Genomic DNA, 25527 nt, shown 5'->3' with positions numbered 1-25527 from the left:
ACCCCCCACCGTCCCCACACCCCCACCCCGGCGGTCCCGGCCCGTCCCGGACGGAGCGGGGCCGTGGGCTGGGGACACTGCACGGCCGGGACGGGCCCGCGCGCGCCGAGCCGAGGAGAGCCCCCGGAGGGGCACCACCCCACCCGAAGCCACCACCAGGGCCGCGCCCCGGGGCCGGGGGACACCACCCCGGCCCCGCCGGCGATTGAGGCGCGGGGCAGAGCCCACGCAGCGGTGCCGCGGGCGGGAACGGGAACGGGCCGGGCCCGGTGCCCCCTTGGGGGAACCGGGCCCGGCCCGAACTGCTGACGCGCCGCGAGGCGTACCGCCTAGTTGTCGTCCTCGTCGATCAGGAAGCCCCGCATCGGCGACGGCGCCTGCATCGGCTGCGGCGCAGCCGGCCGCACCGGAGCCATCGGCTGGGTCATCGCCGGGGACATCTGCTGCTGACCGCCGTAGGACGGACCGGCACCCATCGGGGAGGGACCGCCCATGGACGGACCGCCCATGGAGTGGCCCATCGCACCGGCCGGAGCCATCGAGGGCGACGGCGACGGGGGCAGCGCGGGACCGGCCGGGTTGCGCGGCGGGGCCAGCGAGTCGTCCGCCTGGGTCTCCAGCTGGCGCAGCTGCGACTCCAGGTAGGACTTCAGACGCGTACGGTACTCACGCTCGAAGCCCCGCAGGTCCTCGACCTTGCGCTCCAGCGTGGCGCGGGCGGACTCCAGGGAGCCCATCGCGACGCGGTGCTTCTCCTGCGCGTCCCGCTCCAGCGCGTCGGCCTTGGCGCGGGCGTCCCGCTCCAGGCCCTCGGCGCGCGACCGGGCCTCGCCGACGATCTTGTTGGCCTCGGAGCGGGCCTCCGCGATCGCCTGGTCGGCGGTCTGCTGCGCCAGCGACAGGACGCGGGCGGCGCTGTCGCCACCGGGGCCCTGCTGCGGGAGCTGCGGCTGCTGCATCTGCTGCATGGGCTGACCCATGGGCTGCATCTGCTGACCCATCGGCTGCATCTGCTGGCCCATGGGCTGCATCTGCTGGCCGAGCGGGTTCTGGCCGCCCATCGACTGCTGCTGCATCTGCTGCTGCTGACCCATGCCCTGCGGTCCACCCATGGGGTGCTGCTGCATGGGTCCGCCCATGGGGCCGCCCATCGGGCCGGGGCCCTGCTGGCCCTGGCCGCCGGGGCCCGGCGGGAGCTGCGGCGCGCCGCCCGGCAGCTGGGGCGGGCCCATCTGCGGGTTCTGCTGCTGCGGCGGGCCGGATATGGCCGCGGGCACGGGGGCGCCGGGGCCGCGCTGGTCCTGGGGCTCGGGCTTGCGCATGCTCTGCTGCTGCTGGTTCTGCGCGGCGGCACGCGTGGCGGCAGCCAGCTTGGCGCGCAGGTCCTCGTTCTCGCGCAGCAGGCGCGTCAGTTCGGACTCGACCTCGTCGAGGAAGGCATCGACCTCGTCCTCGTCATAGCCTTCTCGGAGGCGGACGGTCGTGAACTGCTTGTTCCGCACGTCCTCGGGAGTCAGCGGCATGTCTTCTTCACCTCTACGTAGTCGTCGGCAGTCGGCTGGACCGTATCGGGACCGTCCCCGCGCGTACGGGGAAGCTCATCGTTCACACGCTTCTCGCAGCGGTGCTCACGAAGCTGATGAGGATGTAAACGATGATCATCAGAACGAAGAAGGACAGGTCGAGTGCCACGCCGCCGAGACGCAACGGCGGAATGAACCGCCGAAGGAGCTTGAGCGGTGGATCGGTGACAGTGTAGGTGGCCTCCAGAACGACCACCATCGCCTTGCCGGGTGTCCATGAACGTGCGAACTGGAACACATAGTCCATGACCAGTCGGAAGATCAGCACGATCAGGAAGCACATCAGCACGACGTAGACCACTTGCAGTGCGATGCCCATCCCGCGCTTCCCTCTCCCCGTTTCCCGATCTGTTCCCGGTCCCGTATCTGACGGATCGGTCTAGCTTTGGTTGAAGAACCCGCCCTCCGCGATGCGGGCCTTGTCCTCCGCCGTGACATCGACGTTAGCAGGCGACAGCAGGAACACCTTCTGTGTCACGCGTTCAATGCTGCCGTGCAGACCGAACACGAGTCCGGCGGCGAAGTCCACCAGACGCTTCGCGTCCGTGTCGTCCATCTCCGTGAGATTCATGATCACCGGAGTGCCCTCACGGAAGTGTTCCCCGATGGTACGGGCCTCGTTGTAGGTCCGGGGGTGCAGTGTCGTGATGCGGTACGGCTCCCGCTCGGAGACGACCTTGGGCATGATCACGGGGGCGTTCTTCTCCAGGTTCGTGCGATCAGGTGTGATGGATGCCACGGGGGCAATTCGCGCAGGACGTCCGTTTTCCACCGGAATTGGGATGGGTTCCCGCTGCGCCGGAGGCTGTACGGCTCGTACCGGTTCGTCCGATACGGGCGACTGGTGCACGGGCTGCTGTCGGCGATCCCGCTCCCGAGCCCGCTCCATCTCCGGCTCGGGCTCGAACTCGTCGTCGGGGTCGTACCCCGGGTTGTCGTACCGGTCGTCCTCCACGAGGCCGAGGTAGACCGCCATCTTGCGCATCGCGCCGGCCATTCTCCGAGTCCTCCGCTCTGTGGTGGATCGCCCTGTCGCAGGTGCCGCCGTGTCACGAATGTCACCAACTGCCCGCGATCCACGTGGTCTGCCCGCTCATCGACGGGAATGACCATATTTTCTGCTGTGGTCCGACTTTCTTCGCGACGTTACCCGAGCCGGGGTCTCGCGCCGAGTACCGCAGTGCCGACGCGTACATGTGTCGCACCGGCCGCAACGGCCTGTTCCAGGTCTGCGCTCATCCCGGCCGACACCATCGTGGCAGTCGGATGGTCCGCGCGCAGGCGGGATGACAATTCCATCAACCGCTCGAAGGCGGCCTGTTCGCGTCCCGCGTAGTGGCCGGACAGGGGTGCGACGGTCATCAGTCCGTCGATCCGCAGTCCCGGTGCCCCGGCGACGAGGTCCGCCAACTCCGCGAGCTGCTCCGGTGCGGCACCGCCCCGGGTCCCCCGCTCGCCCGACTCGGCGTCGAGGGCGATCTGGACGAGGCAGCCGAGTTCGCGGCCGGCGCCGGTCGCGGCCGCCGAGAGGGCGGTCACCAGCCGGGGCCGGTCGACCGACTGCACCACGTGCGCGTATCCCGCCACGGAACGGACTTTGTTGGTCTGCAACTGGCCGACGAAGTGCCAGCTGAGCGGCAGATCCGCGCAGGCCGCGGCCTTGGGGGCGGCATCCTGGTCGCGGTTCTCAGCAACATGACGGACGCCCAGCTCCGCCAGCAGTCGTACGTCGCTCGCGGGGTAGGTCTTGGTGACCACGATGAGGGTCACCTCGTCCCGCTCCCGCCCCGCCGCGGCGCAGGCGGACGAGATACGTTCCTCCACCCGCGCCAGGTTCTCGGCGAGCTCCGACTTACGATCCGTCATTCTTCTTTTCCCCCGGGGTCCGGGGGTCCTCCCCCCGGGAAAGCTCCGTCAACCAGACATATCCGGCCAGGCGGCCGGTGACCCGGTCGCGGCGGTACGAGAAGTGGTCCCGCGACTCCAGTGTGCAGACCGGTGAGCGCAGGCCGTTCACCACCCCCGCCTCCGCGAGCTGCGCGTGCACCCCCGCGACCACGTCGACCGCCGGTGTCCCCCAGCTGGTCTCGGCCCGGGCGGCGGGAACCGCCGCCGCCACCGAGTCCCGCATCTCGGCCGGCACCTCGTAGCAGTGCCCGCAGACCGCGGGTCCGGTACGGGCGACGATCCGCCCGGGTTCGGCCCCGAGGGAGACCATCGCCTCCACGGCCGCGGGCACCACCCCGGCGACCAGTCCGGGCCGCCCGGCGTGGGCGGCCGCGGCGACCCCGGCGACGGGGTCGGCCAGCAGGACGGGCGTGCAGTCGGCGGTGAGCACGGCGAGGGCCAGTCCCCGACGGGCGGTCACCACCGCGTCCACCGCCGGAATCGCGGTGTCCGCACCCCACGGGCCGTCGACCACCGCGACGTCCCGGCCGTGCACCTGGTTCATCCAGACCACCAGGTCCGGGTCGATTCCCAGGGAGCGCGCCGCCAGGGCCCGGTTCGCGAGAACGGCGGCCGGGTCGTCTCCGACCGCGCCGCCGAGGTTGAGCTCTTCGTACGGAACGGCGCTCACTCCGCCCCACCGGTCGGTGAAGGCGAAGTGGGCGCCGCCCACGTGGTGCTGCTCCGGTGTCACTTCAAGAAGTCCGGGACATCCAGTTCCTCGGCCGGGCTGTCCTGGTACGGCCGGGCCGTGGGGACCTGCGGCGCGGGGGCCTGGACCTCGATCGGGGCCGCCTCGACGGGGGCCGGGGGCTCCTCGCGCGGGGGGACCGTGCCGAGTCCGCCGAAGGCCGGGCGGGCCGGCTCGGCGGCGCGGACCGGAGCCGGGGCGGGCTCCTCGCGCTTGGTGGACGCGGCGCCGATGACGTTGTCCCGGCGGGCCGGGGGCTGTCCGCCGTCGAACCCGGCGGCGATGACGGTGACCCGTACCTCGTCGCCGAGCGCGTCGTCGATGACGGCGCCGAAGATGATGTTCGCCTCGGGGTGCGCGGCCTCGCTCACCAGCTGCGCGGCCTCGTTGATCTCGAAGAGACCGAGGTCCGATCCGCCGGAGATGGAGAGCAGCACGCCGCGGGCGCCGTCGATGGACGCCTCCAGCAGCGGCGAGGAGATCGCCATCTCGGCGGCGGCCACCGCGCGGTCGTCGCCGCGGGCCGAGCCGATGCCCATCAGGGCCGAGCCGGCCTCGGACATCACGGACTTGACGTCGGCGAAGTCGAGGTTGATCAGACCCGGGGTGGTGATGAGGTCCGTGATGCCCTGGACGCCGGAGAGCAGGACCTGGTCCGCCGACTTGAAGGCGTCCAGGACGCTGACCTGGCGGTCCGAGATGGACAGCAGGCGGTCGTTGGGGATGACGATGAGGGTGTCGACCTCTTCGCGGAGCTCGGCGATGCCGTCCTCCGCCTGGTTCGCGCGGCGCCGGCCCTCGAAGGTGAACGGCCGGGTGACCACACCGATCGTCAGGGCGCCCAGCGAGCGCGCGATGTTGGCGACGACGGGTGCGCCGCCGGTGCCGGTGCCGCCGCCTTCACCCGCGGTGACGAAGACCATGTCGGCCCCCTTGAGGACCTCCTCGATCTCCTCGCGGTGGTCCTCTGCCGCCTTGCGACCGACCGCCGGGTTGGCGCCGGCGCCGAGGCCGCGGGTGAGTTCACGGCCGACGTCGAGCTTGACGTCGGCGTCGCTCATCAACAGCGCCTGCGCGTCCGTGTTGATGGCGATGAACTCGACGCCCTTGAGACCGACCTCGATCATTCGGTTGATGGCATTGACACCACCGCCGCCGACACCGATGACCTTGATGACTGCGAGGTAGTTCTGCGGTGCTGCCACGTCGAAGGCCTCTCGCCTCGAGTTACGTGTCGCCGCCTCGCGGGCCTGCGTTGCGACGACTGATGCCGAAATAGGGACGGTCCGAACGCGCCGACCCGAACCCTCACCCTGAAGTTTAGGGTTAGGGGTGTGTCTGTTCCTTGGACTCTTCCGAACAGGACACTAAGTCGACAAGTAGCGCGTGTTCAACGAACACGCCGAACCTCCCGTTTTTCTTTTCACCCTATGTGATCACCCGTATCGCTGGCCAACCAGGGTGCGTCGCTGTTCGACCTGACGTCAACTCCCGGCCGCCGCAGGGGCGGTGGGAACGCTCACGTCGAAGTGACCGGCCTTCGGCGCGGCTTTCAACAAAGCGGTCAACGCGCGCCCCTTCGCGTCGCTCTGTTCGCCACTGCCCCACCGCACGGACCGGCCCCCGGTCAGCTCCAGCACGATCGAATCGTAGGAACCCACCTTGACCTGCACCGTTTGCCTGGCGACCGGCGCCGGGAGGGATCCGGCGACGAGCACGGCCTCGTGCAGCAGCCGCTCTTCGTCGAAGCGGCGGGCGCTCGGGGAGCCTCCCGCGTTCAATTCGAGGACCGGAACGCCCGCGGGTGCTTTCGGAACCGTGTCGAATCGCACACCCGATGCGTCCACTTCCACGAAGTTGGCGTCCTTTTTGATGAGCAGGACGGGTTTGCGCTCGGTCACCTTCAGTCCGATTCCGTGCGGCCAGGCCCGCACCGCATCGACCGAATCGATGCGGGGCAGACGGCCCCGTACGCGGCTCTCGATCTCGTCGGTGTCGACGCTCACGAGGGGCGCGCCCACGGGCACCGCCGCGGCGGCGAGCACCTGCTCGGGGGTGAGCACGTCGGTGCCGGTGGCGGTGACCTTCTCGACGCGGAGCCAGGAGGACCCGTAGAGGACCCAGCTGCCGCCCGCGACGAGGAGGACCGCGGCGGCCAGGGAGGCCAGCACGGGGCCCCGGCGCAGCTGCTTGCCGGGGCCCCGCGGGGCGGTCCTCTTCACGGCCTTCGCGGGCTTCTCGGGCTTCGCGGACTTCGGGCTCTTGGGCGGCTTGGGAGAGCCGGCGCCCTTGGCGGGCGGCCGGCCGGGCCGATCAGGAGACGGTGTTCCGCGCTGTGCGGTCGTCGCTCCGGCCACTCCTGTGCCTCCTGCGTCCGTGCTCCCGCGTCAGCGGGATCGGTTGGCTGCGATCGCCTCGTACACCATGCCGACCAGCAGCTCGTCGGCGTCCCGGCGGCCGAACTCACCGGCGGCGCGGGACATCTCGTACAGGCGGTGCGGGTCGGACAGCACCGGGAGGACCTGGCCGAGCACCCAGTCGGGCGTCAGTTCCGCGTCGTCCACGAGCAGGCCGCCGCCGGCCTTGACCACCGGCTGGGCGTTGAGCCGCTGTTCGCCGTTGCCGATCGGCAGCGGGACGTAGGCGGCGGGCAGCCCGACGGCGGACAGTTCGGCGACGGTCATCGCTCCCGCGCGGCACAGCATCATGTCGGCGGCGGCGTACGCGAGATCCATCCGGTCCACGTACGGTACCGGCACATAGGGCGGCATCCCGGGCATGTTGTCGACACGCGGCAGTTCGTTCTTCGGCCCGACGGCGTGCAGGATCTGCACGCCGGAGCGCTGGAGGGTCGGAGCGACCTGCTGGATGGTCTCGTTGAGGCGGCGTGCGCCCTGCGAGCCGCCGGAGACCAGCAGCGTGGGCAGGTTGGGGTCCAGGCCGAACGCCGCGCGCGCCTCGGGGCGTACGGCGGCCCGGTCGAGGGTGGAGATGGAGCGGCGCAGCGGGATGCCCACGTAGCGGGCACCGCGCAGCTTGCTGTCGGGCGTGGAGACCGCGACGGCGTGCGCGTACCGGGAGCCGATCTTGTTGGCCAGTCCGGGCCGGGCGTTGGCCTCGTGGACGATGATCGGCACCCCGAGCCGCTTGGCCGCGAGGTAGCCGGGCAGGGCCACGTAGCCGCCGAAGCCGACGACGCAGTCGGCCTTGGTGCGCAGGAGGATCTCCTCCGCGGCCTTGATGGTGCCGCGCAGCCGTCCGGGGACGGTGATCAGCTCAGGGGTGGGCTTGCGGGGCAGCGGTACGGCGGGGATCAGCCCCAGCTCGTAGCCGCGCTCCGGCACCAGGCGGGTTTCGAGTCCGCGTTCGGTGCCCAGGGCGGTGATGCCCACTGAAGGGTCCTGCCTGCGCAGGGCGTCCGCGAGGGCGAGCGCCGGCTCGATGTGGCCGGCGGTCCCCCCACCGGCGAGTACGACATGCACCGAAATTCACCGCTCTCCGGACGGACGCTTCTTGACGCGCCGTCTCATCGACTTCCATCTCACCCCGGTCCGCCTCCAGCCGGTCTTCGGCTGCCGCATCGCGAGGGCCGCGCGCGCGGCCGGCTCCTCCCGCGCGAAGGCGATGAGCAGTCCGACCGCGAACATGGTCGGCAGCAGGGCCGACCCCCCGTAGGAGAACAGCGGGAGCGGGACTCCGGCGATCGGCAGCAGGCCGAGCACCGCACCGATGTTGATCACGGCCTGCGCCGTGATCCAGGTGGTCACGCCTCCCGCGGCAAACCGTACGAAGGAGTCCTCCGTGCGTCCGGCCACGCGGATACCCGCATAGCCTAGAGCCGCGAACAGGGCGAGGACCGACAGCGTCCCCGCCAGTCCCAGTTCCTCCCCCGTGATGGCGAAGATGAAGTCGGTGTGGGCTTCGGGTAGTTGACCCCATTTTTCCACACTTGCACCCAAACCGGAACCGAACCAGCCACCCGATGCGAGGGCGTAGATCCCGTGTACGGCCTGCCAGCAAAGGTCGTTCTTGCCCGGTTCTGTCGCGCCGATGCACTCCAGCCGGTCCATCCGGTGCGGACTGGTCTTGATGAGCAGTGCGACGATCGCAGCCGCGAAGGCCAGTACGCCGACGAACATCCGCGTCGGGGCGCCCGCGAGCCAGAGCAGGCCGAACAGGATGGCACCGAGGATCATCGCGGTGCCCATGTCACCGCCCAGCATGATGAGGCCGAGCAGCAGGAAGGCCACGGGGACCAGCGGCACCAGGAGGTGCTTCCACTGGCTCAGGAGGCCCTTGTCGCCCTTGCGGGCCAGCAGGTCGGCGCCCCACAGGATCAGCGCGAGCTTGCCGAACTCGCTGGGCTGGAGCATGAACGGGCCGCCGAGGGAGATCCAGTTCTGGTTGCCGTTGATCGAGACCCCTATCCCGGGGACCTGGACCAGGACCATCAGGAACAGCGTGCCGGCGAGCACCGGATAGGACAGCGCCCGGTGCAGCTTCACCGGCATCCTGGAGGCGACCAGCAGCAGGCCCGCGCCGATGAGGGCGGCCAGGAACTGCTTCTTGAAGAAGTACGCGTCACCCAGGCCCAGCTGGAGCGCCTTGATCATGGAGGCGGAGTACACCATCACCAGGCCGAGCACGGTGATGAGCAGGGAACTGCCGAAAATCAGGTAATAGGCGGTGAGCGGGCGGTCCCACGCCCTGCGCACCTGCTGCTGCGTACGCCGCAGACCGGCCAGCGGCCCGCGCCCGGCGGGCCGTGCCGGGCGCTTCGCACTCACGCCGGGGCGCTTGCGGCCCTGCGCCTTCACGGCGGACGGCCGCCGCCCCGGCAGCATCTGCTTGGCCGGCATCTGTGATCTTCCCCTCCACTCGTACGAGGCGAGCATCCGGCCGGAGGGAACCTGTCCCGGCGCCCCCGGCCTAGGCCGTGTCCGCGGCGCTCTCGGCGGCCAGTTCGCGCACCGCGTCGGCGAACGCTTCCCCACGCTTGTTGTAGTTCGCGAACATGTCCATCGAGGCGCAGGCCGGTGCCAGCAGGACCGTGTCGCCGGGCTCGGCGAGCGCGGCCGCCTCCCGGACCGCTGCGAGCATCGCCCCAGTGTCGGTCCGGTCGAGGTCGACGACCGGGACCTCGGGGGCGTGTCGCGCCAGCGCCTCGGCGATCAGCGCCCGGTCGGCGCCGATCAGGACGGCGCCGCGCATCCGCGCGGCCGACTTCTGCACGAGTTCATCGAAGGTCGCGCCCTTGGCCAGACCGCCGGCGATCCACACGACCTTGTCGAAGGAGGCGAGGGAGGCCTCCGCCGCATGGGTGTTGGTCGCCTTGGAGTCGTCGACGTAGACGACGGAGGCGACCTCGTCCACCCGCGCCACCCGGTGGGCGTCCGGCCGGAAGTCGCGCAGTCCGTCGCGGACCGCGCGCGGCTCCACGCCGAAGGCGCGGGCCAGGGCCGCGGCGGCGAGCGCGTTGGCGATGTTGTGCGGGGCCGGCGGGTTGACGTCCTTGACCTCGGCGAGCTCCTGGGCGTTCTTCTGCCGGTTCTCCACGAAGGCCCGGTCGACGAGGATGCCGTCGACGACGCCGAGCATGGAGGGGCCGGGGGCGCCGAGGGTGAAGCCGATCGCACGGCAGCCCTCTTCGACGTCGGCCTCGACGACCAGGTCCTCGGTGGCCTGGTCGGCCACGTTGTAGACGCAGGCCACCGTGTTGCCCTCGTAGATCCGGCCCTTGTCCGCGGCGTACGCCTGCATGGAGCCGTGCCAGTCGAGGTGGTCGGGCGCCAGGTTGAGGACGGCCGCCGAGTGGACGCGCAGCGAGGGCGCCCAGTGCAGCTGGTAGCTGGAGAGTTCGACGGCGAGCACGTCGTACTCCTGCTCCCCGAGCACCACGTCGATGATCGGGGTCCCGATGTTGCCGACGGCTGCGGTGCGCAGCCCGGCGGCCTTCAGGATCGACGCCAGCATCTGCGTGGTGGTGGTCTTGCCGTTGGTTCCGGTGATCGCGAGCCACTCGGCCGGCCCGGCCGGGGCCCGGTCGCCGGCTGCGGCCCCGTCATTCCCTTCGCCGGCGCCCTGCGCCGCGGCCCGGCGGGCGGCACGGAGCTCCGCGCCGGCCCCGCGCAGCCGCCAGGCGACCTCGACGTCACCGACGACGTCGACGCCCGCCGCGGCGGCGGCCAGGAAGAGCGGGCTCTGCGGCTGCCAGCCCGGCGAGGTGACGACCAGTTCGGTGCCCTCGGGCAGGGTCTCGCCCGCCCGGGCTCCGTCGGGGAGGTGGCCGAGGCGGACCTCGATGCCGAGCTCCGCCAGCTCGGCGGCCCTGGCGCGGTGCGCGTCACCGTCGCCGTTGTCGACGACGGTGACGCGCGCGCCCAGCCCGGCCAGTGCCCGGGCGGCGCTGATGCCGCTGATGCCGAGCCCTGCCACGGTGATCCGGCCCGGCAGGCCGAACCGGCCCAGGGCGTCGGGGCCGAGCACGGCGGCCAGGTCGGTGGAACTCACTTGTCGGCTGCCCATCCCGCGTAGAAGAGACCGAGACCCACGATCACGCACATGCCCTGGATGATCCAGAAGCGGACCACGACGAGGACTTCGGACCAGCCCTTGAGTTCGAAGTGGTGCTGGAGCGGCGCCATGCGGAAGACGCGCTTCCCGGTCAGCTTGAAGGAGCCGACCTGGATGACGACCGACATCGTGATGAGCACGAAGAGGCCGCCGAGGAGCGCCATCAGGAACTCCGTGCGGGAGCAGATGGCGAGGCCGGCGAGCGCGCCGCCGAGGGCCAGCGAACCGGTGTCACCCATGAAGATCTTGGCGGGCGAGGTGTTCCACCACAGGAAGCCGAAGCAGGCGCCCATGAGGGCGGAGGCGACGACGGCCAGGTCGAGGGGGTCTCGCACCTCGAAGCAGGCGTTCGGGTTCGTGAGGTCGGCGGCCATCGCGCACGACTCCTGGAACTGCCAGACGCCGATGAAGGTGTAGGCGCCGAAGACCATCACGGCGGCGCCGGTGGCCAGACCGTCCAGGCCGTCGGTCAGGTTCACGCCGTTGGACATGGCCAGGATCATGAACAGCGCCCAGACCACGAAGAGCACCGGGCCGAGCGACCAGCCGAAGTCCGTGACGAACGACAGCTTGTCGGAGGCCGGGGTGAGTCCCCGTGAGTCCTTGAACTGGAGTGCGAGCACCGCGAAGGCGATGCCGACGATCAGCTGGCCGGCCATCTTGGCCTTGGCCCGCAGACCCAGCGACCGCCGCTTGACGATCTTGATGTAGTCGTCGAGGTAGCCGACCAGGCCCATGCCCGCCATCAGGAAGAGCACGAGCAGGCCCGAGAAGCTCGGCTCGGAGCCGGTGAGGATCTTCGTCAGGGCGTACGCGACGAGCGTGGCCAGGATGAAGGAGATACCGCCCATGGTGGGCGTGCCCTTCTTGCCGGCGTGGCCGCGCGGGCCGTCGTCGCGGATGAACTGGCCGTAGCCCTTGCGGGCGAGCAGCTTGATCAGCAGCGGGGTGCCGATGACGGTCAGGAACATGCCGATGACACCGGCGAACAGGATCTGCCTCATCGGCCGGCGACCTCGCCCTCGACAGTGCCCTCGAGCAGGGCCTGCGCCACCCGCTCCAGACCGGCCGACCTGGAAGCCTTCACCAGCACGACGTCACCCGGGCGCAGTTCACTGCGCAACAGGTCGACCGCCGCCTGCGCGTCGGACACGAGCACCGACTCCTCACCCCACGAACCCTCGTTATATGCGCCCAGTTGCAGCCAGGAGGCTTCCCTGCCCCCGACCGCGACGAGCTTGCTCACGTTGAGCCGGACGACAAGTCGTCCGACCGCGTCGTGCTCGGCGAGAGCGTCGTCTCCGAGCTCGGCCATCGGGCCGAGCACCGCCCACGTGCGCCCCCCGTTCGCCCTGCCGCCACCGCCCATCGCGGCGAGCGCGCGCAGTGCGGCCCGCATGGACTCCGGGTTCGCGTTGTAGGCGTCGTTGACGATCGTCACACCGTCCGCCCGCTCGGTGACCTCCATCCGCCACCGCGACAGCGTGCCCGCTCCGGAGAGCGCGGTGGCGATCTCCAGGGCGGACATGCCCAGAACGTGGGCGACGGCGGCCGCGGCGAGCGCGTTCGACACGTGGTGCTCACCGTACAGCCGCAAGGTCACGTCGCTGCACCCGGTCGGTGTGTGCAGTGTGAAGGAAGGCTGTCCCTTGTCCGTCATGCGGACTTCCGTGGCCCGGATTTCGGCGTCCTCGGCCTCGCCGAACAGCACCGTACGGGCCTTCGTGCGCGCGGCCATGGAACGAACCAGCAGGTCATCGGCGTTGAGGACGGCCACGCCGCCCTCCGCCTCGGCCGGCAGCGCCTCGACGAGCTCGCCCTTGGCCTGTGCGATCTGCTCGCGGCCGCCGAACTCGCCGATGTGCGCGGTGCCGACGTTGAGGACCAGACCGATCCGAGGGGGCGTCAGTCCGGTGAGGTAGCGGATGTGGCCGATGCCGCGGGCGCCCATCTCCAGGACGAGGTGCTGGGTGTCCTCGGTGACGCGCAGCGTCGTGATCGGCAGGCCGATCTCGTTGTTGAGGTTCCCGGGGGTCCACACGGTCGGCGCGTGGTGCTGGAGCACCTGCGCGATGAGGTCCTTGGTGGAGGTCTTGCCGGCGGACCCGGTGAGGGCGACGACGTCGGTGCCCAGGCGGGCGACGACGGCCCGGGCGAGCGCACCGAGGGCGGCCACCACGTCGGGGACGACGATGGCCGGGACGCCGACGGGCCGGGTGGCGAGGACGGCGACGGCGCCGGCGGCGAGTGCGCGTTCGGCGTAGTCGTGGCCGTCGACCCGCTCGCCGACGAAGGCGGCGAACAGGCTGCCGGGCCGGACCTCGCGGGAGTCGTAGACGACGGGGCCGGTGACCTGGACGGACTGATCCGGTATGTCGTGGGGCCGCCCGCCGGTGATGTCGGCGATCTCGGCGAGGGAAAGGGCGATCACTGGTTCACCTCGGCCTGTCGGACCTGGGTCGTTCGATCGAGCACGAGTTGGCGTTCGATCGCGGTGCGGAGCACCGTGCGGTCGTCGAAGGGCCGGACGACTCCTGCGGTGTCCTGGCCCTGTTCGTGGCCCTTGCCCGCCACGAGCACGGTGTCGCCGGGCTCGGCGCGCGCGACGGCTGCGGCGATGGCCGCCGCCCGGTCGGCGTCGACGAGTACGGTTCCGCGCTCGGCGGGCGGTACGGACACGGCGCCGCCGAACATCGCGGCGAGGATCGCGAGGGGGTCCTCGGAGCGCGGGTTGTCGGAGGTCAGGACGGCCACGTCGGCGAACCGGGCGGCTGCGGCGCCCATCGGGACGCGCTTGGTGGTGTCGCGGTCGCCGCCGCAGCCGAGCACGATGTGCAGCTTGCCGGTGGTGACCTCGCGCAGTGCGCGCAGCACCGATTCGACGGCGTCCGTCTTGTGCGCGTAGTCGACGACGGCGAGGTACGGCTGTCCCGCGTCCACCCGCTCCAGGCGGCCGGGGACCCCGGGGACCGCGGCGACGCCGTCGGCGGCGGTCTGCGGGTCGAGGCCGGCGGCGGCGAGCGTGACGATCGCGGCGACGGTGTTGGCGACGTTGAACGGGCCGGGCAGCGGGGCCTTGGCCCGTACGCGCTGTCCTTCGGGGCCGACCAGCGTCAGTGTGGAGTCCATGTGCCCGGTGACGACGTCCTCGGCGCGCCAGTCGGCGGCCGGGTCGCCCGCGGCGGAGAAGGTGACGACCGGGACGGTCGCCTCCTTGGCCAGGCGGCGGCCGTACTCGTCGTCGAGGTTGACCACGCCCAGGCGGGAGCGGCGGGGGGTGAAGAGCCCCGCCTTCGCCTGGAAGTAGTCCTCCATGTCGGAGTGGAACTCCATGTGCTCGGGGCTCAGGTTGTTGAAGACGGCGACGTCGAAGACGCAGCCGTCGACGCGGCCGAGCACCAGGGCGTGGCTGGAGACCTCCATGGCCACGGCCTCGACGCCGCGTTCGCGCATGACCGCGAAGAGGGCCTGGAGGTCGGTGGCCTCGGGGGTGGTGCGCTCGGACTTGATGCGCTCGTCGCCGATGCGCATCTCGACGGTGCCGACCAGTCCGGTGCTGCGGCCCGCCGCGCGCAGGCCGCCTTCGACGAGGTACGCCGTGGTGGTCTTGCCGGAGGTTCCGGTGATGCCGATCTGGAGCAGGTCCTCGCCGGGGCGGCCGTAGATCGCGGCGGCGAGCTCGCCCATCCGGCCGCGCGGGTCGGCGACGGCCAGCACGGGCAGGCCGGTCGCGGCGGCGCGCTCGGCGCCGGCGGGGTCGGTCAGCACGGCGGCGGCGCCGAGGCCTGCGGCCTGGGCGGCGTAGTCGGCGCCGTGGGTCCTGGCTCCCGGCAGGGCCGCGTACAGGTCTCCGGGGCGGACCGCACGGGAGTCGTGCGTGATCCCGGTGATCTGTGCGGCGCCTGGCGACGGGACGCCCAGCAGCGTGGCCAGCTCGCCCAGCGGGCTCGGAGCGGCGGACGCGGGCCTGGGCGGTCCCGGCGGCGCTGCCGGGGCGTCTTGCTGGGTGGTTCTGGGCTGATCAGCGTGGGGCACGGCGGTGAGCGTACCGGGCCCGGCGGCCGGGCCGCGAAGTGAGGGCCCGGCCCCGGCTGCGGCGTCCGGTCGGTTCCCGGGTTTCGGGGTGATCGTTGTCACTGATGGTGCCTCACGCTTTTCTGGCGGGCAGGCCGCGGCCGTGGGTCACTGGCCGGGCTGCGGACTGGGCTGCGGGGCGGGCTGCTGGGCGGCCTGCGGGCCGGGCTCGTAGGTGACCGGGAGCCCTGCGGGGGCGGTGCCGGTGGGGGCGACCTGGAGGGTCTTGAGCGCGAACTCCATGACCTTCTTGTAGATGGGGCCGCAGATCTGGCCGCCGAAGTAGCTGCCCTTGGTGGGGTTCTGGATGGCGCAGTAGACGGTGATGCGCGGGTTGTCCGCCGGGGCGAACCCGGCGAAGGAGGCGGTGTAGCCCTTGTAGCGGCCGGTGGCCGGATCCACCCGGTTGGAGGTGCCGGTCTTGCCGCCGACCCGGTAGCCGGGGATCTTCGCCTTGGTTCCGGTGCCCTCCTGGTCGTCGACGACGGATTCGAGCATCTCGGCGAGGGTCTTGGCGGTCTGCTGGCTGATCACACGGTTCTGTTCGGGTGCCGGGGCCGGGGTGAAGCGGCCGTCGGGGCCCTTGGTACCGCGGACCAGCGTGGGCTCGATGCGGACACCGCCGTTGGCGATGGTCGAGTACACGGAGGCCGCCTGCATGGCGTTGAGGGACAGTCCCTGGCCGAAAGGGATCGTGTACTGCTGGGAGGTGGACCAGTCCTGGGGCCGGGCGAGGATGCCGCGGGACTCGCCCGGGTAGTTCAGGCCGGTGGGCCGGCCGATGCCGAACTTGGTCAGGTAGGAGTGCAGGACCTCGTTGGACTCGGCCTGGGTGCGGCCGAGCTGGCCGGTGGCCAGGATGGTGCCGATGTTGGAGGACTTGGCGAGGACCCCGTTGAGGGTCAGGTACCAGGTCGGGTGGTCGATGTCGTCCTTGAAGAGCCGGTCGCCGCGGTGCAGCCGGTTGGGGACCTCGACACGGGTGTCGGGGGTCGCCTTCTTCTCCTCCAGCACGGCCGCCATCGACATGACCTTGGCGGTGGAGCCGGGCTCGTACACGTCCTGGAGCGCGGCGTTGCCCATGGCGGCGGAGCTGGCCCGGGTCAGGTCGTTGGGGTCGAAGCCGGGGGCGTTGGCCATGGCCAGCACCTCGCCGGTGCGGGTGTCCTGGACGATGACGTAGCCGCGGTCGGCCTCGGACTTCTGCACCTGCTCGGCGATGGCGCTCTGCGCCGCCCACTGGATGTCCCGGTCGATGGTCAGCTCGATGTCGTCGCCGGGGACGGCGGGCTTCTCGCTGGAGCCGGCGGTGGGGACCTTGCGGCCGCCGGACTGGGCGTAGGTGATCTCCCCGTCCTTGCCGGCCAGCTTCTTGTCGAGGGAGGATTCCAGGCCGCCGCCGCCCTTGCCCTCGGCGTTGACGTAACCCAGTATCCCGGCGGCGAGGTCACCGCCCGGGTACACGCGCTTGCTGCTGTCCTCCTTGAACACGCCGGCCAGGACGTTGGCGCCGGGGGCGTTGTTCTTCTTGTCGGCGCTCGCCTTCTCCGAGAAGACCCGCTTGAGGTCCTTGATCTGGTTCCAGACCTGCGGGGTCTGGCGCTGGGCGAGGACCACGTACCGGCTGTTCTTGGTCCGGAGCTTGTCCGCGAGCTCCTTGGCGTCCTTGCCGAGGATGGGCGCGAGCAGTGCGGCGGCCTGCTCGGGGGCGTCCGGGGCCTTGCTGTCCTGCGGGGTGAACATCTTGGGGTCGGCGGTGATGTCGTACGCGTCGACGCTGGTGGCGAGGGCGACACCCCTGCGGTCGGTGATCTCGCCGCGTTCGGCGGCCAGCTTGACGTTGGTGTAGCGGTTCTTGGAGGCCGCCGCGGAGAAGGACGAGGCGTCGACGGCCTGCACCTGGAGCAGCCGGACGACGAAGGCGAGCATGACGAGGGTCAGGCCCACGCCGACCAGGCGCAGCCGGGGCCGGGGGCTGCCGAGCCGGATCGTGTGGGGCTTGCGGGGGCCGGCGGGGCGGCGGGTCGCCGGGCGCGAGGCCGGACGGGCGGTGGCCCGGGCCCGGTCGCCGGGCCGCGACGGCCTGGCCGGTCCGGGCACCCGCCGGCGCGGCGGGTCCTGCGGGCTCACCCGGTCACCGTCCGCGGCATGCCGGCGGCGGTGCCCCGGCCGCGGCGGAGCGGGGCCACGGGCACGTGCCTTCCGGGGCTCCGCCCCGGACCCCGCGCCTCGATCGCCGGCGAGGCTGGTTCAGACGGGATCCGCGTCACGACGTCACCTTCCAGGAGGCTGGTTGGGCTGCTGTGTCGGGCCGGGCGCCGCCGGGGCACCCGAGGGGACGGGCTGGTTCGAGGCGGCCGGGGCCGGGGGCTGGCCCGCTCCGGCCTGCGCGGGCGGCGGGGTCGGGGTCGGCGACGGCGGCGCCTCGGCGGCCGAGGCGCTGCCGGCGACCTTGCCGTCCGGGCCGATGAAGACGGGGCTGCCGCCCGGGACCAGGCCCAGTTCCCGCGCGCGGCGCTGGAGCGCGTCGGGGGCCGAGTGGGCGTCCACGTCGCGCTGGAGGGCCTGCTCCTCGTCGGTGAGGGCGGTGGTCTCCTTCTTCAGCCGGGAAAGCTGGAAGGAGCCCTCGTTGAGCGCGGAGTTCAGCAGCAGCAGGCTGATCAGCCCGCCGGCGAGCAGGGCCACGACCAGCAGGACGAACGGCATCCGCGCCGCCTGCCCGCCGGGCCGCGGCCGGGCCGGGCGGGCGCCGAGGGCCCGGCCGATGCGGGCCGCCTGCCCGCGGGTCAGCGTGGCGACCTTCCCGGCCTTGGTCACAGTCGCGCCTCCCGGATGCGTTCGACCCCCCGGAACCTCGCCGGGGCGGCCCGCCGGTTCTCGGCGATCTCCTCCTCGGTCGGCAGCTCCGCCCCTCGCGTGAGCAGTTTGAGCTTCGGCTGGTACTTCTCCGGCACCACCGGCAGCCCGGGCGGGGCGGTGGAGGTGGCGCCCGCCGAGAAGACCTGCTTGACCAGCCGGTCCTCCAGCGAGTGGTACGAGAGCACGGCGATCCGGCCGCCGACGGCGATCCGGTCCACGGCGGCCGGGATGGCCCGCTCCAGCCCGGACAGCTCGCCGTTGACCTCGATCCGCAGCGCCTGGAAGGTGCGCTTCGCCGGATTGCCGCCGGTCCGCTTGGCGGCCTGGGGCAGGGCGTCGCGGATGAGCTCGACCAGCCGGGCGCTGTTGCTGAAGGGGGCCTTGTCGCGTTCCCGGACGATCGCGGACACGATCCGCTTGGCCTGCTTCTCCTCGCCGTACTGGCGCAGGATCCGTACGAGCTCGCCGGGCGCGTAGGTGTTGAGGACCTCGGCGGCGCTGATGCCCGTCGTCTGGTCCATGCGCATGTCCAGCGGCGCGTCCTGGGCGTAGGCGAACCCGCGGTCGGCCTCGTCCAGCTGCATGGAGGAGACGCCCAGGTCGAAGAGGACGCCCTGGACGGTCGGGAGGCCCAGACCGTCGAGCACCTCGGCGAGGTCCGCGTAGATCGCGTGGACGAGGGTGGCCCGGTCGCCGAAGGGGGCGAGCCGTTCGCCGGAGAGCCGCAGGGCCTCCTTGTCGCGGTCGAGGCCGATCAGGCGGGCCTCGGGGAACCGGGTCAGCAGGGCCTCGCTGTGGCCGCCGAGACCGAGGGTGCAGTCGACGACGACGGCCCCGGGCCTCTCCAGCGCCGGGGCCAACAGGTCCAGGCACCGCTGGAGCATCACCGGGACATGTCGGGACTCGCTAGTCAAAGCGCCCTCTCAGATAACGGCGCGGCATGCGTACGCACCGCCCGCTCCCCCGGCCGGTGAGCGGAAGAGGGCCGGGCCGTACGTACGCGCCGCGCACGCGGAGTCTTCATCGGTGGCCGGCGGCCGGTCAGGGCCGGGCTCCGGCCGGTTCGCGTCACTTTAGTGCAACGGTCGCCGCGGTCAACGAACCGGCCCGCGCGCCGTACGCGCCTCTCGGACCGAAGCCCCAAAAGCCCCCGAATCACCCGGGCGGCCGACTACCGCCCACCCCTGTGGGTTAGCTCACAACAAGCCCCGTTGACGTTCTTTGTCCAACCTCACGCGCGGCCGTCGGCACCCGTGACCACTAACGTCGTACCCATGACGACTTCCGCATCCCTGCCTGCAGACTCCGCCCCCGAGGCATCCGTCGGCGGATCCGTCACCGACCGGCTGGTCGAGGCGAATCAGCGTTACGCCGCCAAGTTCACCGACCCCGGCATGGACGCCCGCCCCGTCCTCCACGTGGCCGTCGTGGCCTGTATGGACGCCCGCCTCGACCTGCACAAGGCCCTCGGCCTGGAGCTCGGCGACTGCCACACCATCCGCAACGCCGGCGGCGTGGTCACCGACGACACCATCCGCTCCCTCACCATCAGCCAGCGTGCCCTCGGCACCCGCACGGTGATACTCATCCACCACACCGGCTGCGGTCTCGAAAGCCTGACCGAGGACTTCCGGCACGAGCTGGAGGACGAGGTCGGCCAGCGCCCCTCCTGGGCCGTCGAGGCGTTCCGGGACGTCGACCAGGACGTCCGCCAGTCCATGCAGCGGGTCCGCACCAACCCGTTCCTGCCGTACAAGGACGATGTGCGAGGCTTCGTCTTCGACGTGCACACCGGGCTCCTCCGGGAGATCGATCCCAGCTCCTGAGTGACACAAGGCCGTAACGCCGTCAAGAATGCGGGGGGACACCACCCGGGAAACCCCGGGACCGGTGTCCGTGTTTCGGGGTGGGCCGGTCATGCGCCAAGGGCGTCGGCCCTGAGAAATGGGCCGAGGAGAACCAGGTGACGACGTATGACGACCGAGCGAGCCTCGCGGATCTGACCAGCACGGCGGAGCGGGTCCGCCGGTCGGTCGAGAGCGTGATCGAGGGCAAGCCCGAGGTCGTCCGCCTCGCGCTGACGGTGCTCCTCGCCGAGGGGCACCTGCTGATCGAGGACGTGCCGGGCGTGGGCAAGACGATGCTCGCCAAGACGCTGGCCAAGTCCATCGACTGCTCGGTGCAGCGCATCCAGTTCACGCCGGACCTGCTGCCCTCCGACATCACGGGCGTCAGCATCTACGACCAGCAGCGCCGCGAGTTCGAGTTCAAGCCGGGCGCGATCTTCGCGCAGATCGTCATCGGCGACGAGATCAACCGCGCCTCGCCGAAGACCCAGTCGGCGCTGCTGGAGTCGATGGAGGAGCGCCAGGTCACCATCGACGGCACCACCTACACGCTGCCCAGCCCCTTCATGGTCGTCGCCACCCAGAACCCGGTGGAGATGGAGGGCACCTACCCGCTGCCCGAAGCCCAGCGCGACCGCTTCATGGCCCGCGTCTCCGTCGGCTACCCCAGCCCGGAGGCCGAGCTCCAGATGCTCGACGTGCACGGCGGGGTCAGCCCGCTCGACGACCTCCAGTCCGTCGCGCACGCCCACGACATCGTCAAGCTCATAGAAGCCGTGCGCGAGGTCTACGTCGCCGAGCCCGTCCGGCGCTACGTCGTCGACCTGGTCTCCGCCACCCGCAGCCACCCCGACCTGCGGCTCGGTGCCTCCCCCCGGGCCACCCTGCACCTCCTGCGCGCCGTGAAGGCCTCCGCCGCGCTCGCCGGCCGGGACTACGTCCTGCCCGACGACGTCCAGTCGCTGGCCGCGCCGGTCCTCGCGCACCGGCTGCTGCCCACCGCACAGGCCCAGCTGAACCGGCGCACCTCCGAGCAGGTCGTCGGCGAGATCCTCCAGCGCACCCCCGTCCCGGCCGCGCACGCCCGCGGCGAGATGCCGCCCGGCGCCGGCGCCCGGAGCTTCTGATGGGCGCCGGTGCCCCACGCGGCGCCGGCGGCCCGGGAGACGGCGGCGGACTGCGCGCCTCACTGTCCGGGCTGACCACCCGCGGCCGCTCGTTCGTGGCCGCCGGGATCGCCGCGGCCGCGTGCGCCTACGTGCTCGGCCAGGGCGCACTGCTGCGCGTCGGCCTGCTCCTCGCCCTCCTGCCGCTGATCTGCGTCTACGCCCTGCACCGCACCCGCTACCGGGTCTCCGGCAGCCGCCGGCTGACCCCCGGGCGGGTGCCCGCGGGCGCCGAGGCCCGGGTGCAGCTGCGCATGGACAACGTCTCCAGGCTGCCCACCGGTCTGCTGATGCTCCAGGACCGGGTGCCCTACGTACTGGGCCCGCGCCCGCGGTTCGTCCTGGACCGGGTCGAGCCCGGCGGCCGCCGCGAGGTGTCCTACCGGGTCCGCTCCGACCTGCGCGGCCGCTACCCGCTGGGCCCGCTGCAGCTGCGGCTGACCGACCCCTTCGGGCTGGTCGAACTGACCCGCTCCTTCAGCACCTACGACACCCTCACCGTCATACCGCGCACCGAGCCCCTGCCGCCGGTCCGGCTGACCGGCGAGTCCAACGGCTACGGCGACGGCAGCCGCCGCTCCCTGGCCCTGGCCGGCGACGACGACGTGATCCCGCGCGGCTACCGGCGCGGCGACGACCTGCGCCGCGTGCACTGGCGCTCCACCGCCCGCTACGGCGAGCTGATGGTCCGTCGCGAGGAACAGCCCCAGCGCAGCAGGGCCACCGTGCTGCTCGACACCCGCCGCCTCGCCTTCGACGGCGCGGGCCCCGACTCCGCCTTCGAATGGGCCGTCTCCGCGGCCGCCTCCAGCCTCGTGCACGTCCTGGAACAGGGCTTCTCCACGCGGCTGCTCACCGACACCGGGAACTCGGTGCCCGGCGAGGGCGGCGGCGGGTTCTCCGCCGGTGGGCAGGAGTCCGCGGAGGCCGCCGGGCTGATGATGGACACCCTCGCCGTGGTCGGGCACTCCGACGGCGCCGGGCTCTCCCGCGCCTACGACGCGGTGCGCGGCGGCGGCGGCTTCGGCGAAGGCGGCGGCGACGGGCTCCTCATCGCCTTCTTCGGCGACCTGGACGACGTACAGACCGAGCTGGCGGCCAAGATGCGCCAGCGCACCTCCGGCGCGGTGGCCTTCGTACTGGACACCGGCGCCTGGGGCGGACGGCCCGAGCCCGGGCACGACGTGGTCCCGCTGGAGGAACGGCTGCGCAGGCTGCGCGACGCGGGCTGGACGGCGCTGGCCGCCACGCCCGGGGTGGCCTTCGGCGAGCTGTGGCGACAGGCCGGTGCCGGACGCGTCGGAACGGGAACGAGCGGAGGCCGGGAATGAGCGGACGGGCGAAACTGACGGTGTTCGCGGCGCTCGCGACGCTCCTCACCTCGTGGTCGCTGAGCCCGCTGGTGGAGTCGCAGGCCTGGCTGCTCCAGGGCGCGCTGCTGCTGGCCGTGCAGAGCGCGGTGGGCGCGGGGGCCCGGCGGGTGCCGCTGGCGCGGTCGCTGACCGTGGCCGCACAGCTGCTGGTGTCGCTGCTGCTGCTCGCGCTGCTCTTCGCCGGAAAGGTCGAGTCCTCCGGCAGCGGGCCGCTGGCCTACTTCGTGACGGACTTCGGCTCGCTGTTCGCGCAGGGGGTCCACGACGTCGGCGAGTTCGCGATACCGGCACCGCTGACGGACGGCATCCAGCTGCTGCTCGTGTCCGGGGTGCTGCTGATCGGCCTGCTCGTGGACCTGCTGGCGGTGACCGCGCGCACGGCCGCCGCGGCCGGGCTGCCGCTGCTCGCGCTGTACTCGGTCGCCGCGGGCCTGTCGGGCGGCGGGAATGCCTCCTGGGTCTCCTTCCTGATGGCGGGCTGCGGCTACCTGATGCTGCTGCTCTGCGAGGGCCGCGACCGGCTCGCCCAGTGGGGGCGGGTCTTCGGCGCGGCACCGCGCGGACGCGGGCCGGCCGACTCCGGCCTCAGCCCCGGCGGCGGCCAGGCGACGGCCCCGGTGCGCTTCGGCCGGCGGATCGGCGCCATGGCCCTGGGCCTCGCCCTGGTGGTGCCGGCGGCGCTGCCCGCCCTCGACGACGGGCTGCTCGGCGGTCCGAACGACGGCGAGGGCAGCGGCGGGTCCGGCGGCACGATCTCGGCGGTCAACCCGCTGGTCTCCCTGCAGAGCAACCTGAACGCGCAGGACAACCGCGTGGTGCTGAGGTACCGGACGGACAACCCGCAGCAGAGCGAGCAGTACCTGCGCATCCTGGCCCTCGACGAGTTCAACGGCGTCAAGTGGGAGGCGTCGGGGCGGGCCCTGACCGACGTGCCCCAGCAGCTGCCCGTTCCGCCGGGGCTCGGTGACCAGGTCCGTCTCGGCGCGACCGAGGTGACCACGAACATCACGGCGTCGGACGGCTACAGCCAGCGCTACCTCCCCATGCCCTACCCGGCGACCGCGGTGGACGTCCGCGGCAAGTGGCGCTTCGAGCCGGTCGGCCGGACCCTGGTCGGCGACCAGCTGGGCAGGGACAAGTACCAGACCGTCCAGGGCGCCGAGTACAACGTGCGCAGCCTGCTGCTGAAGCCGACCGCGCAGCAGCTGCAGAAGGCCCCCGCGCCGGACCCGGCGATCCGCGAGGAGTACACGAGGGTCCCCGACAACCTGCCGCCGGTGGTCGCCGAGACGGCCCGCCAGGTGACGCAGGGGACGAAGGACGACTATGCGCGCGCGGTGAAGCTGCAGGACTTCTTCGCCGTGAGCGGCGGGTTCCGCTACGACACGCAGACCGCTTCGGGGACGGGGCCGCAGGCCGTGGCCCGGTTCCTCGCCGACAAGGAGGGCTTCTGCATCCACTTCGCGTTCTCGATGGCGGCGATGTCCCGCACGCTGGGCATCCCGGCGCGCGTCGCGGTGGGCTTCACCCCGGGCGAGAAGCAGTCGGACGGCGTCGTGAACGTGTCGATGCGGGACGCCCATGCCTGGCCCGAGCTGTACTTCCAGGGCGTGGGCTGGACCCGGTTCGAGCCGACGCCCCGGACGGGCCTCAACGTGCCGGACTACTCCCGCACGCAGGCTCCGGCGGCCCAGCCGTCCGCGCCGGCGCCGCTGCCCTCGCAGGGCGCGGTGCTGCCGGCTCCGGCGCCGTCGGCGTCCGTCGAGTGCCCGCCGGCGCTGAAGAAGCTCGGTGAGTGCGGGCCGACCGCACCGCAGCAGGCCGCGGCCCACGACGACGGACCGTCGCCGGCGACGGTCCTCGGCTGGGCGGCAGTCGTGGCCGCGGTGCTGGGCCTGCCCCTGCTCCCGCTGCTGTGGCGCAGCCGGCTGCGGGCCCGGCGCCTGGGGACCGGGGAGGTCCTGGCGGCCTGGCAGGAGCTGGGCGACGCCGCCTGGGACGTGGGCGTGGCCCCGGACGAGGCGCTGTCCCCGCGCCGGGCCGCGAGCCGGATCGTGGACCTGGGCCGCCTGGAGCCGGACGGCGCGGCGGCGGTGCACCGGGTGGCGGGCGCGGTGGAACGGGCCCTGTACGCGCCGCCGGGCGCGGAGGTCTCGTACGCGGGCCTGGCGGACGACGTCCTGCAGGCCCGGGCGGGCCTGCAGGCCGCGGCGGACCGCCTGCCCCGGCTTCGCGCGCTGCTGCTGCCGCGCTCGGCGGCCCGGATCTCCTGGGCGGTCTCGGCCCGCCGGTCGGCCCTGGCCTCGGCGGTCTCAACCCGCCTCGCGGCCCTCCGCCTGCGCCTCCCCCTCCGGGGTCGCGGCTAGTTTCGGCCCCGCTCTCTCGGCCCCGCCGGCGTTTGAGGCGCGGGGGTGCGGGGGCGGAGCCCCCGGGGCGGCGCCGCACCCGGCACCGGAGAACTGCCGAACCCGCGGACGCGCGGACGCGGCAAGGCCCGATCCCCCCGGGCCCCGCCGCGTCCGCGCTTTCCCACCGGGCCCCCGTACCTCCTCCCGGTGCCGGAAGGAGGTACCCGGTCCGCTCCGCAGCCCCGTGTCGGCGGTGCGGACCGGGTCTCCTGTCCGTTGCTCCCAGTCTGGCGTCCGCGCAGGTGGGAGCCCATCCGCGTGCGTACTCATTTCCGCGCCTAGGTACGGGTACTCAGCGGCCGCGGCGGGCCCCACCAGTTGTACGGGCTGGCGTGCCCGCGCGGCACCGCCGACTGGGGGGTGCCGCCCGGTTCAGCGGTTGCCGCTGACCCGGCCGCGCAGCAGCAGCGACAGCGCCGAGTGCACGTCGTCGAGGGACCGCTCCCGCTGGAACGACTGCCAGTCCAGGGCGGCCACCAGGACCATCCCCACCATCGCGGCCGCGGTGAGCTGGACGTCGATCTCGGAGCTGAGCTCCCCCCGCTCGACGCCCTCGCGCAGCACCTTCTCCACGACGGCCACCGCCTCCTGGCGGACCACCATCAGGGTGGACTGCCAGGTGCGGTTGGTGCGCCACAGCTCGGCGACGTACAGCTGGGTGAAGGCGGGGTAGCGGTCGATGAAGACGAGGCCGGCCCGGATCATCGCGTCGAGCGCCTCGACCCGGCTGCCGCCGCGCGCCTCGGTCTCCTCGGCCGCCGTCCGCAGCGATGCCGTCAGAAGCCCGACGCCGTGCCGGAGCAGCTCCTCGAAGAGCTCGTTCTTGCTCGCGAAGTTGTAGTAGACGGTGCCCTTCGCCACGCCCGCCCGCTCGGCGATCTCATCGACCGTGGTCGCGGAGAAGCCCTTCTCGGCGATCAGGGTGACGGCCGCCTCGTAGAGCTTCTGCCGGGTGGCCCGGCGACGACCCCCGCCGGTACCCGTACCGGTGCTGCTGCTGTCCATG

General features: G+C 72.3%; 21 protein-coding genes. 4 read left to right on the top strand and 17 right to left on the bottom strand.

Annotated features, from left to right (window positions below; translation table 11 throughout):
• Positions 1 to 329: 329 nt before the first annotated feature.
• The 16 genes from IG86_RS0135880 to rsmH form a co-directional block, all read right to left on the bottom strand.
• Complete coding sequence (locus IG86_RS0135880) at positions 330 to 1523, bottom strand: DivIVA domain-containing protein (protein WP_030832835.1); 1194 nt, start codon at positions 1521 to 1523, stop codon at positions 330 to 332.
• Positions 1524 to 1605: 82 nt separating this feature from the next.
• Entirely contained in the window at positions 1606 to 1902 is a 297-nt protein-coding gene (locus IG86_RS0135875; RefSeq protein ID WP_030664053.1) for a YggT family protein, read from the bottom strand.
• A 60-nt stretch (positions 1903 to 1962) separates the two neighbouring features.
• Positions 1963 to 2580, bottom strand: a complete 618-nt coding sequence (locus IG86_RS0135870; RefSeq protein WP_030031797.1) for a cell division protein SepF — start codon at positions 2578 to 2580, stop codon at positions 1963 to 1965.
• Between the two features lie 149 nt (positions 2581 to 2729).
• Positions 2730 to 3449: a YggS family pyridoxal phosphate-dependent enzyme gene (locus IG86_RS0135865; RefSeq protein WP_030832832.1), complete on the bottom strand. Its 720-nt coding sequence runs from the start codon at positions 3447 to 3449 to the stop codon at positions 2730 to 2732.
• Complete coding sequence (gene pgeF / locus IG86_RS0135860) at positions 3436 to 4203, bottom strand: peptidoglycan editing factor PgeF (protein ID WP_078848530.1); 768 nt, start codon at positions 4201 to 4203, stop codon at positions 3436 to 3438. Before pgeF ends, IG86_RS0135865 begins: the two co-directional genes overlap by 14 nt.
• Positions 4204 to 4220: 17 nt before the next feature.
• On the bottom strand, positions 4221 to 5426 hold the full coding sequence (gene ftsZ, locus IG86_RS0135855) for a cell division protein FtsZ (RefSeq protein ID WP_030902461.1): 1206 nt from the start codon (positions 5424 to 5426) through the stop codon (positions 4221 to 4223).
• Positions 5427 to 5705: 279 nt separating this feature from the next.
• On the bottom strand, positions 5706 to 6578 hold the full coding sequence (locus IG86_RS0135850) for a cell division protein FtsQ/DivIB (protein ID WP_030902460.1): 873 nt from the start codon (positions 6576 to 6578) through the stop codon (positions 5706 to 5708).
• A 30-nt stretch (positions 6579 to 6608) separates the two neighbouring features.
• Positions 6609 to 7703 (bottom strand): undecaprenyldiphospho-muramoylpentapeptide beta-N-acetylglucosaminyltransferase, encoded by a 1095-nt coding sequence (gene murG, locus IG86_RS0135845; protein WP_030832826.1) that lies wholly within the window; start codon positions 7701 to 7703, stop codon positions 6609 to 6611.
• A gap of 6 nt (positions 7704 to 7709) precedes the next feature.
• Positions 7710 to 9080 carry a putative lipid II flippase FtsW gene (gene ftsW / locus IG86_RS0135840; RefSeq protein WP_030832823.1) on the bottom strand — a complete coding sequence of 457 codons (1371 nt, stop codon included), beginning with the start codon at positions 9078 to 9080 and terminating at the stop codon, positions 7710 to 7712.
• Between the two features lie 70 nt (positions 9081 to 9150).
• Positions 9151 to 10746, bottom strand: a complete 1596-nt coding sequence (gene murD, locus IG86_RS0135835) for a UDP-N-acetylmuramoyl-L-alanine--D-glutamate ligase (RefSeq protein WP_385872614.1) — start codon at positions 10744 to 10746, stop codon at positions 9151 to 9153.
• A complete protein-coding gene (mraY, locus tag IG86_RS0135830; RefSeq protein ID WP_030664030.1) occupies positions 10728 to 11798 on the bottom strand; it encodes a phospho-N-acetylmuramoyl-pentapeptide-transferase in 1071 nt (356 codons plus the stop codon). The genes murD and mraY overlap by 19 nt, the downstream gene beginning before the upstream one ends.
• Positions 11795 to 13225 carry a UDP-N-acetylmuramoyl-tripeptide--D-alanyl-D-alanine ligase gene (locus tag IG86_RS0135825; RefSeq protein WP_030832817.1) on the bottom strand — a complete coding sequence of 477 codons (1431 nt, stop codon included), beginning with the start codon at positions 13223 to 13225 and terminating at the stop codon, positions 11795 to 11797. Before IG86_RS0135825 ends, mraY begins: the two co-directional genes overlap by 4 nt.
• Complete coding sequence (locus IG86_RS0135820) at positions 13222 to 14931, bottom strand: UDP-N-acetylmuramoyl-L-alanyl-D-glutamate--2,6-diaminopimelate ligase (protein ID WP_030902459.1); 1710 nt, start codon at positions 14929 to 14931, stop codon at positions 13222 to 13224. Before IG86_RS0135820 ends, IG86_RS0135825 begins: the two co-directional genes overlap by 4 nt.
• A 45-nt stretch (positions 14932 to 14976) precedes the next feature.
• Positions 14977 to 16998, bottom strand: a complete 2022-nt coding sequence (locus IG86_RS0135815) for a peptidoglycan D,D-transpeptidase FtsI family protein (protein WP_107051990.1) — start codon at positions 16996 to 16998, stop codon at positions 14977 to 14979.
• A 144-nt stretch (positions 16999 to 17142) separates the two neighbouring features.
• Positions 17143 to 17685: a cell division protein FtsL gene (gene ftsL / locus IG86_RS0135810; RefSeq protein WP_385872610.1), complete on the bottom strand. Its 543-nt coding sequence runs from the start codon at positions 17683 to 17685 to the stop codon at positions 17143 to 17145.
• Positions 17682 to 18641: a 16S rRNA (cytosine(1402)-N(4))-methyltransferase RsmH gene (rsmH, locus tag IG86_RS0135805; RefSeq protein ID WP_078906150.1), complete on the bottom strand. Its 960-nt coding sequence runs from the start codon at positions 18639 to 18641 to the stop codon at positions 17682 to 17684. The genes ftsL and rsmH overlap by 4 nt, the downstream gene beginning before the upstream one ends.
• A gap of 360 nt (positions 18642 to 19001) precedes the next feature.
• On the opposite strand from rsmH, the gene IG86_RS0135800 reads away from it, so the two are divergent.
• The 4 genes from IG86_RS0135800 (at position 19002) to IG86_RS0135785 (ending at position 24479) form a co-directional block, all read left to right on the top strand.
• Positions 19002 to 19553 (top strand): beta-class carbonic anhydrase, encoded by a 552-nt coding sequence (locus IG86_RS0135800; RefSeq protein WP_030832794.1) that lies wholly within the window; start codon positions 19002 to 19004, stop codon positions 19551 to 19553.
• A 137-nt stretch (positions 19554 to 19690) separates the two neighbouring features.
• Complete coding sequence (locus tag IG86_RS0135795; RefSeq protein ID WP_030832791.1) at positions 19691 to 20701, top strand: AAA family ATPase; 1011 nt, start codon at positions 19691 to 19693, stop codon at positions 20699 to 20701.
• Positions 20701 to 22071 carry a DUF58 domain-containing protein gene (locus IG86_RS0135790; RefSeq protein ID WP_030832788.1) on the top strand — a complete coding sequence of 457 codons (1371 nt, stop codon included), beginning with the start codon at positions 20701 to 20703 and terminating at the stop codon, positions 22069 to 22071. Before IG86_RS0135795 ends, IG86_RS0135790 begins: the two co-directional genes overlap by 1 nt.
• Positions 22068 to 24479, top strand: coding sequence for a transglutaminase TgpA family protein (locus tag IG86_RS0135785; RefSeq protein ID WP_030902455.1), 2412 nt, complete (start codon positions 22068 to 22070; stop codon positions 24477 to 24479). Before IG86_RS0135790 ends, IG86_RS0135785 begins: the two co-directional genes overlap by 4 nt.
• A gap of 414 nt (positions 24480 to 24893) precedes the next feature.
• Here IG86_RS0135785 and IG86_RS0135780 read toward each other — a convergent pair whose 3' ends face one another.
• Entirely contained in the window at positions 24894 to 25526 is a 633-nt protein-coding gene (locus IG86_RS0135780; protein ID WP_030832785.1) for a TetR/AcrR family transcriptional regulator, read from the bottom strand.
• Position 25527: the final 1 nt, after the last annotated feature.

This window comes from Streptomyces virginiae (genome assembly GCF_000720455.1).
GTDB classification, from domain to species: domain Bacteria; phylum Actinomycetota; class Actinomycetes; order Streptomycetales; family Streptomycetaceae; genus Streptomyces; species Streptomyces virginiae.
This window is presented reverse-complemented; position numbering and strand designations above follow the sequence as displayed.

Coding starts and splice junctions, on each gene's coding strand:
- IG86_RS0135780 (WP_030832785.1), bottom strand. CDS start 25,526: ATGGACAGCAGCAGCACCGGTACGGGTACCGGCGGGGGTCGTCGCCGG.
- IG86_RS0135880 (WP_030832835.1), bottom strand. CDS start 1,523: ATGCCGCTGACTCCCGAGGACGTGCGGAACAAGCAGTTCACGACCGTC.
- IG86_RS0135870 (WP_030031797.1), bottom strand. CDS start 2,580: ATGGCCGGCGCGATGCGCAAGATGGCGGTCTACCTCGGCCTCGTGGAG.
- murD (WP_385872614.1), bottom strand. CDS start 10,746: ATGGGCAGCCGACAAGTGAGTTCCACCGACCTGGCCGCCGTGCTCGGC.
- ftsW (WP_030832823.1), bottom strand. CDS start 9,080: ATGCCGGCCAAGCAGATGCTGCCGGGGCGGCGGCCGTCCGCCGTGAAG.
- IG86_RS0135800 (WP_030832794.1), top strand. CDS start 19,002: ATGACGACTTCCGCATCCCTGCCTGCAGACTCCGCCCCCGAGGCATCC.
- mraY (WP_030664030.1), bottom strand. CDS start 11,798: ATGAGGCAGATCCTGTTCGCCGGTGTCATCGGCATGTTCCTGACCGTC.
- IG86_RS0135875 (WP_030664053.1), bottom strand. CDS start 1,902: ATGGGCATCGCACTGCAAGTGGTCTACGTCGTGCTGATGTGCTTCCTG.
- IG86_RS0135785 (WP_030902455.1), top strand. CDS start 22,068: ATGAGCGGACGGGCGAAACTGACGGTGTTCGCGGCGCTCGCGACGCTC.
- IG86_RS0135790 (WP_030832788.1), top strand. CDS start 20,701: ATGGGCGCCGGTGCCCCACGCGGCGCCGGCGGCCCGGGAGACGGCGGC.
- IG86_RS0135865 (WP_030832832.1), bottom strand. CDS start 3,449: ATGACGGATCGTAAGTCGGAGCTCGCCGAGAACCTGGCGCGGGTGGAG.